The 10,347-nt window shown below is 66.9% G+C and carries 12 protein-coding genes, 1 tRNA gene and 1 rRNA gene; 5 read left to right on the top strand and 9 right to left on the bottom strand.

The features are described from left to right. Nucleotides 1–114 (top strand): 16S ribosomal RNA (locus ABXG85_RS12780); the annotation flags it as partial. A gap of 85 nt (nt 115–199) precedes the next feature. Then, a complete protein-coding gene (locus tag ABXG85_RS12775; protein WP_353513987.1) occupies nt 200–652 on the top strand; it encodes an NUDIX hydrolase in 453 nt (150 codons plus the stop codon). Here the strand turns inward: ABXG85_RS12775 and meaB are convergent. The 4 genes from meaB to ABXG85_RS12755 are packed head-to-tail and all read right to left on the bottom strand — an operon-like array spanning nt 649 to nt 4,045. Beyond that, complete coding sequence (gene meaB, locus ABXG85_RS12770; protein WP_353513986.1) at nt 649–1,593, bottom strand: methylmalonyl Co-A mutase-associated GTPase MeaB; 945 nt, start codon at nt 1,591–1,593, stop codon at nt 649–651. The two genes, ABXG85_RS12775 and meaB, sit on opposite strands and share 4 nt — an antisense overlap. Before the next feature lie 32 nt (nt 1,594–1,625). Beyond that, complete coding sequence (locus ABXG85_RS12765; protein ID WP_353513985.1) at nt 1,626–2,000, bottom strand: RidA family protein; 375 nt, start codon at nt 1,998–2,000, stop codon at nt 1,626–1,628. 4 nt (nt 2,001–2,004) lie between these two features. After that, nucleotides 2,005–3,822, bottom strand: coding sequence for a protein kinase domain-containing protein (locus tag ABXG85_RS12760; protein WP_353513984.1), 1,818 nt, complete (start codon nt 3,820–3,822; stop codon nt 2,005–2,007). Between the two features lies 1 nt (nt 3,823). After that, nucleotides 3,824–4,045 (bottom strand): transcriptional regulator, encoded by a 222-nt coding sequence (locus tag ABXG85_RS12755; protein WP_353513983.1) that lies wholly within the window; start codon nt 4,043–4,045, stop codon nt 3,824–3,826. Nucleotides 4,046–4,133: 88 nt separating this feature from the next. On the opposite strand from ABXG85_RS12755, the gene murA reads away from it, so the two are divergent. Further along, a complete protein-coding gene (gene murA, locus ABXG85_RS12750; protein WP_353513988.1) occupies nt 4,134–5,426 on the top strand; it encodes a UDP-N-acetylglucosamine 1-carboxyvinyltransferase in 1,293 nt (430 codons plus the stop codon). Here the strand turns inward: murA and ABXG85_RS12745 are convergent. After that, complete coding sequence (locus tag ABXG85_RS12745; RefSeq protein WP_353513982.1) at nt 5,423–5,869, bottom strand: hypothetical protein; 447 nt, start codon at nt 5,867–5,869, stop codon at nt 5,423–5,425. The two genes, murA and ABXG85_RS12745, sit on opposite strands and share 4 nt — an antisense overlap. A 78-nt stretch (nt 5,870–5,947) precedes the next feature. Between ABXG85_RS12745 and prfB the strand changes: the two genes are divergently transcribed. Further along, a protein-coding gene (gene prfB / locus ABXG85_RS12740) for a peptide chain release factor 2 (protein WP_353513981.1) occupies nt 5,948–7,046 on the top strand; the annotation gives its coding sequence in 2 pieces (ribosomal slippage) (nt 5,948–5,998 and nt 6,000–7,046; 1,098 coding nt in all). On the opposite strand, the gene ABXG85_RS12735 is transcribed toward prfB, so the two are convergent. The 4 genes from ABXG85_RS12735 to ABXG85_RS12720 are packed head-to-tail and all read right to left on the bottom strand — an operon-like array spanning nt 7,043 to nt 9,622. Beyond that, the gene (locus ABXG85_RS12735) at nt 7,043–7,384 is read right to left on the bottom strand and encodes an iron chaperone (protein WP_353513980.1); all 342 of its coding nucleotides are present in this window, start codon (nt 7,382–7,384) and stop codon (nt 7,043–7,045) included. The two genes, prfB and ABXG85_RS12735, sit on opposite strands and share 4 nt — an antisense overlap. 1 nt (nt 7,385) lies before the next feature. Continuing rightward, nucleotides 7,386–8,048, bottom strand: a complete 663-nt coding sequence (phoU, locus tag ABXG85_RS12730) for a phosphate signaling complex protein PhoU (protein WP_353513979.1) — start codon at nt 8,046–8,048, stop codon at nt 7,386–7,388. A 15-nt stretch (nt 8,049–8,063) separates the two neighbouring features. Continuing rightward, nucleotides 8,064–8,954: an ATP-binding protein gene (locus ABXG85_RS12725; RefSeq protein WP_353513978.1), complete on the bottom strand. Its 891-nt coding sequence runs from the start codon at nt 8,952–8,954 to the stop codon at nt 8,064–8,066. After that, a complete protein-coding gene (locus ABXG85_RS12720; RefSeq protein WP_353513977.1) occupies nt 8,951–9,622 on the bottom strand; it encodes a response regulator transcription factor in 672 nt (223 codons plus the stop codon). The genes ABXG85_RS12725 and ABXG85_RS12720 overlap by 4 nt, the downstream gene beginning before the upstream one ends. Nucleotides 9,623–9,712: 90 nt before the next feature. Between ABXG85_RS12720 and ABXG85_RS12715 the strand changes: the two genes are divergently transcribed. After that, nucleotides 9,713–9,787 (top strand) — tRNA-Val (locus ABXG85_RS12715). The last annotated feature ends 560 nt before the right edge of the window (nt 9,788–10,347 follow it).

Raw genomic sequence — 10,347 nt, 5'->3', positions numbered from 1 at the left:
TTCTACCCGAAGTCGCCGGGAGCCTTAGGGCAGGCGCCGAGGGTAGGGCTCGTGACTGGGGCGAAGTCGTAACAAGGTAGCTGTACCGGAAGGTGCGGCTGGATCACCTCCTTTCTAAGGAGCTTAACGCCTCTGCTCTCCCCTTTGGGATCCTTGGGGCGCCTTCGGGCGCCCTTTTTTGTTGGCAAGGAGCGGGGTCTTGCGCAGGAAGCGGCAGGTGCGAGCAGCCAGGAAGCGGGTGGTTTCCGCTGGGGGGGTGGTCCTCCGGGGAAACCCACCCGAGGTCCTGGTGGTTTCCCTCAAAGGGGGAAAGGTGGTGACCTTACCCAAGGGCCAGGTGGAGCCGGGGGAACGCTACCCCGAGACCGCGGTGCGGGAGGTGCGGGAGGAAACGGGGGTGGAGGCGGCGGTGCTTTCCCCCTTGGGCAAGGTGCGCTATTACTTCACCATAAAGGACGGGGAGGTCCCGGTTACGGTAAGCAAGGAGGTGCATTACTTCCTTATGGCCTACCGGGGCGGGGAGCCCAGGCCCCAGCTCTCGGAGGTGGAGGCCGCCTACTTCTTGCCGGTGGCCGAGGCTCTAAATCGGCTTTCCTATCCCAACGAGCGGGAGATGCTGCGTAAGGCCCTTTTGCGCTACAAGCGGGGTTAAGCGGGCTGGGTGCTGGGGTTGAGCAGGGAGAAGGCGGCTTCCTCTGGAGAGAGTTCGCCTTGGGCCACGCGCCGGACCAGTTCCCCGGCCTGTTGGGTGCGGCGGCGACCCCATTCCTGGATGACGCTTTCCACCTCAAACCGGGCCCGTTCCAGGCGGTGGCCCTCCAGGAGGCCGTGGACCTCGAGATGACGGTGGTGGGCTTCCAGCCCCTCAAAGAGCGCCTCCACCCCTTCCCCCGTGGCCGCCACCGTGGGGTAGATGGGGGGGCGCCAGCCCCCGGGCCTCGGGGGGGAGAGCTCCAGGGCGCTTTTGAGCTCTTGGATGAGGCGTTCTCCTCCCGGCAGGTCAAACTTGTTCACGGCGAAGAGGTCGGCGATTTCCATGACCCCCGCCTTGAAGGCTTGGACCGCATCCCCCGCCGCGGGGGTGAGGACGAGGAGGGTGGTGTCCGCCACCCGGGCGATGTCCACCTCGCTCTGCCCTACCCCTACGGTTTCCACGAAGATGCGGTCAAAGCCGAAGGCTTCCAAAAGGGCTAAGGCGGCCACCGTGGCCCCGGCAAGCCCCCCTAGGGCTCCCCGGGAGGCCAGGGAGCGGATGTAGACCCCGGGGTCTTGGTGATGGCGCATCATGCGGATCCGGTCCCCCAGGATGGCTCCCCCGGTGAAGGGGCTACTGGGGTCCACCGCCAGCACCCCCACCCGCTCCCCCCGCTTGCGGGCCTCGAGGATGAGGCGGTCGGTAAGGGTGCTCTTGCCCGCCCCCGGGCTACCCGTGACGCCCACCACCTTGGCCCTGCCTTGGCCCCGCACCCGCTTTAGAAGGGCCTGACCCAGGGGGTGGCCGGCCTCCACCAAGGTGAGGGCCCGGGCCAAGGCCCGCACCTCCCCAGCGCGAAAGCGGCGTTCTAGCTCTTCCAGGTGGGCTTCCTGCGCCATGGCGTCATTCTACGCTTTTTTGCAGGGGCGCATCATTCCGCCAGGGCCACGCAGGCCACCTCCACCCGCACCCCCCGGGGCAGGGCCTTGACCGCCACCGTGGCCCGGGCGGGGTAAGGAGGGGAGAAGTAACGGGCGTAAACCTCGTTGAAGGCGGGGAAGTCCTCCATGTCTGCTAGGAAGCAGGTGGTCTGTACCACCCGGTCGAGCCCGGAGCCCGCGGCCTCGAGGAGGGCCTTGAGGTTCTCCAAAACCCGTTCCGTCTGGGCCCGGATATCCCCTTCCACCAAGGCGCCCTCCGGGGTCAGGGGGATCTGGCCGGAAACGAAGACAAAGCCTTGGGCCCGCACCGCCTGGCTATAGGGGCCGATGGCCTGGGGGGCCTTTTCGGTCTGGACGGCTTCCATGCCCCTATCCTACGGCGAAGCGGTAGAGTTTGCCCGAAAGGCTCGCCACCAACACCTCCCCGGGCAGGGGTAAGGGGGGCACCTGCACCGCCCCCAGGCCCGTGGCCTCAAAGACCACCTGGCCCCGACGGTCCACGGCCAGAAAGCGCCCCTCCTCCGTGGCCGCAAAGACGTGCCCCGAGGCGTAAGCAAGCCCTGCGGTCACCTTGCCCACCTCGAGGCTCCACACCTCCTCCCCCGTGGCGGCGTCCAGGGCCCGGAGAATCCCGTCCCAGGCGGCCACATAGACCCGCTCCCCGTCCAGGGCGAGCCCGCCCCAGATCTCCCCCTCCACCGCAGCGTTCCAAAGGGTTTCCCGGCTCAAGGGATCGAAGGCGTAGACCTCCCCCTCCCAGGTGGGGATGAATAGAAGCCCCCGCCCTGCGGCCACGGGAGCGTGAATGGGGCCGGCGCGCACCTTGTAGCGAAGGCCCCCCGTTTCTGGGTCCAGGGCATAGAGCCACCCATCCTCCGAACCCACGAAAAGGAGCCCCCGGTAAAAGGTGGGGCTGGCGGACAGATGCCCCCCCGCCCGGAAGCGGAAGAGGGGGGCGTCCTTGTGGAAGGCGTACAGGGTGCCGTCGCGGCTCGCCACGTAGACCCGCTCCCCTAGGACCAAGGGAGCGGCGGTAACCTCCGCCCCGGTTTCCACGCTCCACTCCAGGTGGCGGCCGCGGAAACGCCGCACCTTGCCGTCAAAGCTTCCCACGTACACCCCGCCCCGCACCACCGGGGGGGCGGTGGCCTCCTCGGGCAGGCTCTCCCGGCGCACCTCCCCGCTCAGGAGGTCCACCTCCACCCAACCCCGCCCCACCCCGAGGTACACCCGCCCCCCGGCGTAGACCATCTCCCCGGGCCAGGCCGCTTCCCCTCCCAGGTCCAGCTTGCCTTTGAGGGCAAGCCGTCTGGGGTCTGGGGCCAAGGGGTAGTGGCCGGAGCGGCCCGCCCCCGCTCGAGGGGTGGCAAGGCGCAGGGCCTGGAACTCCCTCAGGGCGCTATAGAAGAGGTCCGGGTGTGCCGGGCGCTCCTCGGGGTGCTTGGCCAATAGCCCGAGCACCGCTTGCCCTACCCCCTTGGGGATGGCGGGGTTGAGGGCTTCTGGGGGCTTGGGCTCCTCGTACACGTGTTGGTAGAGGACCGCTTGGTCGTTTTCCCCCTCGAAGGGGGGGCGGCCGGTGAGGGTACGGTAGAGGACCGCTCCCAGGCTGTAGAGGTCGGCCTTGGGGGTGAGGGGGAGGCCCTTGGCCTGCTCCGGGGCCATGTAGGTGGGGGTGCCCAGGGTGTAGCCGGTGCGGGTGAGGTGGCGGCTTTCCTGGAGGAGGTAGGCCAGGCCGAAGTCCATCACCTTGGGGTGGCCCTCCTTGGTGAGGAGGATGTTCTTGGGGGTGAGGTCCCGGTGGAGGATGCCCTGGGCGTGGAGGTGGGCCAAGGCCTCCATGACCTGGGCTGCGGCCAGGAGGATCCTTTCCCCTTCTGGGCCCTCCTCAAACGGGCCCAGGCGGTCAAAGGTGCCTCCTTCCACCAGCTCCATGACGAAATAGGGCCGCCCCTCCTCCTCCCCCAGGTCCAGGACCTGGACGATGCCGGGGTGAAAGAGGCGGGAAAGGGCCCGGACCTCCAGAAGAAACCGCTCCCGTTCGGGGGGCAGGGCCCGGGGGTGGAGGAGCTTCACCGCCACCTTCCGCCCCAGGCGCTCGTCCACCCCTTGCCAGACCTCGGCCATGCCCCCGGAGCCCAGGGGGGCCTCGAGGCGGTACCGCCCGGCCAGAAGCATCCGGGTCATTTTAGGGGGTTTCTTCCTCGGGCTCCAAGCGCTTCAAGAGCTCGGCCAACTCTTCCTTGCTCTCTTCCAGCTCCTGGACGATTTTGGCGATGGCCAGGCGCACCACCTCCGACTTAGACACCAGCCGCTCGGGGCTGGAAAGAGCGTAAGCCGCCCGGGTCAGAAGGGCGTCTTGCTCCTCGGAGATGACCACCTGCAGCCGCTTTTTTTCCTTCTTGGGCATACCGCTCCTTGGCGGGTAGTGTAGCAAAAACCGCATGACCTTGACAATACACGCCTTCCTGTATATCCTCATTGTGAGTAAGGTGAGTATGATGCTCACGGATACGGGGCGGAGCAGAATTCTGCGGATTGAAGGGGGCTCTCCCCTGTCCGGCGAGCTCCGAGTCTACCCCGCTAAGAACGCCGCCTTACCCATCCTGGCGGCAAGCCTCCTCACCCCGGAACCCATCACCCTGGTGGAGGTGCCACGGCTTCGGGACGTGGAGGTGATGCTGGAGCTCTTGGCCCACCTGGGCACCCGCTACCAGTGGGAGGGGCGCACCCTCCACCTCCACACCCCCGAAATCCAAAACACCCACGCCCCCTACGAGCTGGTGGGGCAGATGCGGGCCAGCTTTATCGTCTGGGGCGCCCTCTTGGCCCGGGTGGGGGAAGGACGCATCTCCTTGCCCGGGGGGTGCGCCTTCGGCGCCCGGCCCGTGGACCAGCACGTGAAGGCCCTCCGGGCCCTGGGAGCCGAGGTGGTAGAGGAGGAAGGGACCTTCTACGCCCGCCGCGTCCGCCCCCTTTCCGGACGGGTGGTCTTTGACCTGCCCACGGTGGGGGGAACGGAGCAGGCCATGCTGGCCGTGGCCCTGGGAGGGGAGGCCACCTTGGTCCAGGCGGCCATGGAGCCGGAGATCGTGGACTTAGGGCGCTTTCTTCGCATGCTGGGGGTGGAGGTGGAGGGCTTGGGAAGCGCCATCCTCCACGTCCGGGGGGCCAAGCGCCTGGGCGGGGGGACGTACCGGATCATCCCCGACCGCATTGAGGCGGGCACCTACCTCCTGGCAGCGGCGGCCACCCGGGGGACCCTCACCCTGCGCGAGGTGCGCCCCGACCACCTGGACGCCCTTTTGGACAAACTTCGCCAAGCAGGCCACCGCTTGGAGGTGGGGCCTGACTGGATCCGCTTCACCGCCACTAAGGACCCCCTACCCCTTTTGGTGGAGGCCCGGGAGTACCCTGGCTTCCCCACGGACCTCCAGCCCATCGTGACCGCCTACTTGGCCACGGTGCCCGGGCAAAGCGCCGTAAGCGACCGGGTCTACCCCGATCGTTTCACCCACGTGGGGGAGCTGGCCCGCATGGGGGCGGAGCTTTACCTGCGGGACCGGACGCTTTTGCTCCAGGGCCGGCGCCTCCACGGAGCCCAGGTGAAGGCCCTGGACATCCGTGCCGGCGGGGCCTTGGTGGTGGCGGCCTTGAGTGCCGAGGGGGTTTCCGAGATCGAAGGGGTCTACTTCCTGGAACGGGGGTACGAGGACCTGGAGGAGCGCCTGAAGGCCCTAGGAGCCCGGGTGGGGATGGCGGAGGTGGCCTTGGTCCAGGCGGCGGACTAGCCTAGGTGTCCCAAAGCCTCAGGGAAGCGGAAGAAAAGCCGATTACGTTCCAGCTCGGGACTATAGATGGTTTCCACGTAGCCCGCAAAGCGGAGGGCTTCTAGCACCTCTCGGGCTACTGCGCGGTCCCCTCCCAGCCTGCCGGTGAGGAAGGTGAGGGCTTCTTCCTCCTCGTCCCCCTCGCCCACGAACTCCCGGTACTCCTGGTCCAAGGCCCGCATCAGGGCCTGGAGGTCTACCGGCTTTTCCGTGAAGAACCAGCGGCTTTGGGCCCCGGGGAGGAAATGGGCGTAGCCCTGAGCCTCGAGGGCCTTGGCCAGGCGCACCGCCTCGGCGTGGGGGTAACCCCGCTGCACCAGAAGGGTCACCAAGGCGTCCTGTTCCCCGGGAAGCCCCTGAGGGTGGCCTTGACGAAGGGCTTGGGCCAGGTCCTTGAGGTCCATACCTTCACCTCTAAACGATATAATAAATATTGCGCGTGACGTTATCAAGTCGGGGTTTTGCGGTATACTGAAGGCAGTATGGACCTGGACCTTCTCGCCAAACGCCTAGAGAGCCTCCGGGGGTATCTTTGACATCCCCGGAAAGGAAGCCCGACTACAAGAGCTAAACCGCCGCCTCGAGGACCCCACCCTCTGGCAAAACCCGGAAGAAGCCCGGCGCGTGAGCCAGGAGGCGGCCCGCCACAAGCGGGTGGTGGATACCTTCCGCTCCCTGGAGGGCGACCTCCAGGGCCTCCTCGAGCTTTGGGAGGAGCTTCCCGCCGAGGAGCGGGAGGCCTTGAGGCCCGAGCTGGAGGAGGCGGCCAGGAAGTTGGACGACCTCTACCACGAAACCCTCTTAAGCTTCCCCCACGCCGAGAAAAACGCCATCCTCACCATCCAACCCGGAGCGGGGGGCACGGAGGCCTGTGACTGGGCGGAGATGCTCCTGCGCATGTACACCCGCTTCGCCGAGCGCCAGGGCTACCAGGTGGAGGTGGTGGACCTCGTCCCCGGGGCAGAGGCGGGGATTGACTACGCCCAGATCCTGGTGAAGGGGGAAAACGCCTACGGCCTCCTTTCCCCCGAGGCGGGGGTGCACCGCCTGGTGCGGCCTTCCCCCTTTGACGCCTCGGGCCGCCGCCACACCTCCTTCGCCGGGGTGGAGGTGATGCCGGAGGTGGACGAGAGCGTGGAGGTGGTGATCCGCCCCGAGGATTTGCGCATCGACGTCTTCCGCTCCCAAGGCCACGGGGGGCAGGGTGTGAACACCACGGACTCCGCGGTGCGCATCGTCCACCTGCCCACGGGGATCACCGTCACCTGCCAGACCACCCGGAGCCAGATCAAGAACAAGGAGCTGGCCCTCAAGGTCCTCCGCTCCCGGCTTTTTGAACTGGAGTGGAAGAAGAAGCAGGAGGAGCTAAGGAAGCTCAAGGGCGAGGTACGGCCCATCGAGTGGGGAAGCCAGATCCGAAGCTACGTCCTGGACAAGCAGTACGTGAAGGACCACCGCACGGGGCTCATGCGCTTTGACCCGCAAAACGTCCTGGACGGGGACCTGATGGACTTCATCTGGGCGGGGCTGGAGTGGAAGGCAGGCCGCCGCCAGGCGGCGGAAGAGGTGGAGGCGGACTAGCCCACGGCCCGTTGCAACAGGGCTTGGATCTGGGCCTCCTCCTCGAGGCCCAGGTCCTTTAGGGCGAAGGCCACGGGCCACATCCTTCCCTGGTCCAACCGGGCCTGGTCGGTGAAGCCCAAGGTGGCGTAGCGGGTCTTAAAGCGGTGGGCGGGCTGGAAGAAGCAGAGGACCTTCCCCTTGAGGGCGTAGGCGGGCATGCCGTACCACAGGCGCAAGGTGAGGGCGGGGGCCGTCTTTTGCACCAAGGCGTGGAGGCGAAGGGGCAAGGTGCGGTCGGGCTCGGGCCAACCGGATATGGCCGCCCACACCGCCTCGGGGTCTTGGGCGCGGGCCATGCTAGTAGACGTCCTCCGGGGCCTTGTAGACCTCCCCGGTGAGCCAGTAGATGACCCGCTCCGCCACGTTTTCCAGGTGGTCCCCAAGCCGCTCGTAGCTGCGGGCCACCCGCATCAGGGTGAGGGCCTTGGTGATGGTCCTTGGGTCTTCCATCATGTAGGTGATGAGCTCCCGGGTCACCTCCTCGTAGAGCCCGTCCACCTGGTCGTCCAGTTCCAGGACCTTGCGGGCCAAGGATGCGTCCCGCTCGGCCACGCTCTTGCTCAGGGTGTCCATCATCTCCAAAAGGCGCCGGCCCATCTCCGGCAGGGTGACGTAGCGCTTGAGGGGGGGGTCCTTGCTTAGGAGGAGGGCGTCCTCCGCCACGTGCATGGCGTAGTCCCCCGCCCGCTCCAAATCGGTGAGGGCCTTGATGATGGTGAAGATGAGGCGGAGGTCCGTGGCCACGGGCTGGTGGCGGGCGATGACGGCGATGGCCTGGTTTTCGATCTTGAGCTCCAGGGCGTCCACCTCCTTGTCCTTGGCGATGATCTCTTGGGCCCGGGCGACATCCTGCTGGACCAGGGCTTCCGTGGCCTCTTGGGTCATCTCCCGCACCAGGGAGAGCATCCTTAGGGTTTCCTCCACAAGCTGGTTGAGCGCTCGGTCTAGGGCTTCCCGCATGGGTTCCTCCTCGCTTCAGTCTAGGGGAAGGCGGATGCCGAAAACGTTCTCTGCCCCTTCCCGCTTGGCGTAAGCCTCCCCCCCCAGGCCTCGAGCCAGGCGGCGCACCAGGTAGAGGCCAAGCCCCTGCCCCAAGCCCCCCTGGAACCCCCGGCGCCCGGGGAGGAAGAGGGTTGCGTAGTCCGGCAGGGCGGACCCATGGTCCCGCACCTCCAGGTAGAGGTGCCCCTCCTCCGCCCGCGAGAGGAGGCGGATGGGGTCTTGGCCGTACTTGAGGGCGTTGTCCAGGAGGTTTAGGAGGACCTGGAACAGGGCATCGGGGTCGGTGTGGGCCGTGTGGGGGAGGTAGACCTCCACCCGCCTTCCCTGAAGCCTGTCGTGGAGGAGCCTTTCCAGGCGGGGCCAGAGCTCCTCCAGGGGAAAGGTGCGGCTGGGCCCAGGACGGGTGAAGGAGAGGCTCTGCGCCAGGCGGCTCAGGCGGGCCACCTCCCCCTTGAGGAGGTCCAGGACCTCCCTCTCCTGCCGGCTCCTGGGCGTCAGGGCCTCCAGGAGAGGGCCCATCCCCGCCAGGGGGGTCCTGAGCTCGTGGGCCAGGGTGAGGGTGGCCTCCTCCAGGGCCTCTAGCCGCCGCTTCACCTCCGTTTCGTCCAGGAGGTAGAGCCTTCCGGGAAGGGCCTTGGCCCGGAGGAGGCGGCCCCGCACCTCCAAGGTGCGTTCCCCTCCGTGGAGGGCCAGGGCCTCGAGGCGGTGGTCCCGCAGGGCCAAGAGGAGGGGGCGGCCCACCACCTTTTCCCGGCGCACCTCTAGGAGTTCTTCCGCCTTGGGGTTCAGGTAGACCACCTCCCGGTTGCGGTGCAGGACAAGCCCCTCCAGGGCCTCTTCCCAGGCGGTGGCCAGCTCCCTCACCCCACCTCCCGGAAGCGGTAGCCCAGGCCCCGCACCGTTTCCAAGAAGCGGGGGGTCTTGGGGTCTTCCCCGAGCTTTTCCCGGAGTTGCAGCACGTGCTGGTCCACGGTCCTTGGGGTACCCAGGTAATCCTCGCCCCAGACCGCTTCCAAAAGCTCCTCCCGGCTGTAGACCCGGCCCGGGCGTTGTGCCAAGAAGGCTAAAAGGGCGAACTCCCGCCGGGTGAGGGGAAGAGGCCTGCCCTCCAGGCTCGCCTCCATGCGCTCTAGGTCCAAGAGGAGGGGGCCCCGCTTCAGGAGCTTGCGCTTCCCCGCCCGGCGCAAAAGGGCCTCGAGGCGGGCCAAAAGCTCTTCCGTGGCAAAGGGTTTCACCAGGTAGTCGTCCGCCCCCCGGCTTAGGCCCTCCACCCGGTCCCGCACCTCGGCGCGGGCGGTGAGGAGGAGGACGGGGAGCTCGGGGAACGGGCCCTGCCGCATCCTTTCCAAAAGCTTGATCCCGGGCTCGTCGGGGAGCATCCAGTCCAGGATCACCGCCTCCGCCTCCTTGAGGAGGGGCCAGGCACCTTGGGCCCTTTCCGCTTCCAGGACCCGGTGCCCGGCCCGCTCCAAGGCGAGGCGGACCCCAAGCCGCACCGCCGGCTCGTCCTCCACCAGGAGCACCGTGGCCACGCCTTCAGTCTAGCCTCCCCCGTGTCAGGGGTGTGTCAAGCCCTTTACTTGACAGGCTTCCCCGGCCCGTGCTACCCTTCAAAAGGCTGAGGGCGGCTAGCTCAGCGGAAGAGCGCTCGCCTCACACGCGAGAGGTCGTAGGTTCAAGTCCTACGCCGCCCACCATATGTAAAAGTTCCCCCCTCACCTTCAAGGGGGGAACTTCTTTTGGGTTTTTCCAATCTGATCATGTGCTCGGGGCGCTTCCCCGCCTGAAGACATGGGCAAACCCCATAGGCGCCTCTGGTTTGTCTCTGCCAGGAACACCCCTTAGAAGAAGGCAAGTGCCCCTGGGTTCGAGCACCCTTCCCGTATTTGTTCCCACCCTCGTCTGCCGGGCATACACCCCTAAGCCGAGCAACCCCCAGGAAGGGGAAGGACTAAGCCCTGCCAGATAGCGGCGCTCCAAAACGTGAGAGCTTAGCGGTGCAGATACTCAAAGGTCTCCTCCAAGCAGCCGGCACGGGCGTGGAAAAAGTGATAAGAGTTCAGCGTGGGGGTACTTGACACGTTCTCAGGGTCCTGGTAGTCTTTTCTTTGCGCTGCCTGGTGGGCGGCGGGGAATCTTGAAAGCTAGGGTGGAGGAATGGAATGTGAGGCCACGTTGAGGCGTGGTCTTGAGGGTCAAGATGCTAAGGGCCCACGGTGGATGCCTTGGCACCCGAGCCGATGAAGGACGCGGCTAC

This window comes from Thermus sp. LT1-2-5, from assembly GCF_040363165.1.
Taxonomy (GTDB): Bacteria; Deinococcota; Deinococci; order Deinococcales; family Thermaceae; genus Thermus.
This window is presented reverse-complemented; position numbering and strand designations above follow the sequence as displayed.

Coding starts and splice junctions, on each gene's coding strand:
- phoU (WP_353513979.1), bottom strand. CDS start 8,048: ATGCGGGAAGCCCTAGACCGAGCGCTCAACCAGCTTGTGGAGGAAACC.
- ABXG85_RS12745 (WP_353513982.1), bottom strand. CDS start 5,869: ATGGACCTCAAGGACCTGGCCCAAGCCCTTCGTCAAGGCCACCCTCAG.
- ABXG85_RS12755 (WP_353513983.1), bottom strand. CDS start 4,045: ATGCCCAAGAAGGAAAAAAAGCGGCTGCAGGTGGTCATCTCCGAGGAG.
- ABXG85_RS12760 (WP_353513984.1), bottom strand. CDS start 3,822: ATGACCCGGATGCTTCTGGCCGGGCGGTACCGCCTCGAGGCCCCCCTG.
- meaB (WP_353513986.1), bottom strand. CDS start 1,593: ATGGCGCAGGAAGCCCACCTGGAAGAGCTAGAACGCCGCTTTCGCGCT.
- ABXG85_RS12735 (WP_353513980.1), bottom strand. CDS start 7,384: ATGGCCCGCGCCCAAGACCCCGAGGCGGTGTGGGCGGCCATATCCGGT.
- murA (WP_353513988.1), top strand. CDS start 4,134: ATGATGCTCACGGATACGGGGCGGAGCAGAATTCTGCGGATTGAAGGG.
- ABXG85_RS12765 (WP_353513985.1), bottom strand. CDS start 2,000: ATGGAAGCCGTCCAGACCGAAAAGGCCCCCCAGGCCATCGGCCCCTAT.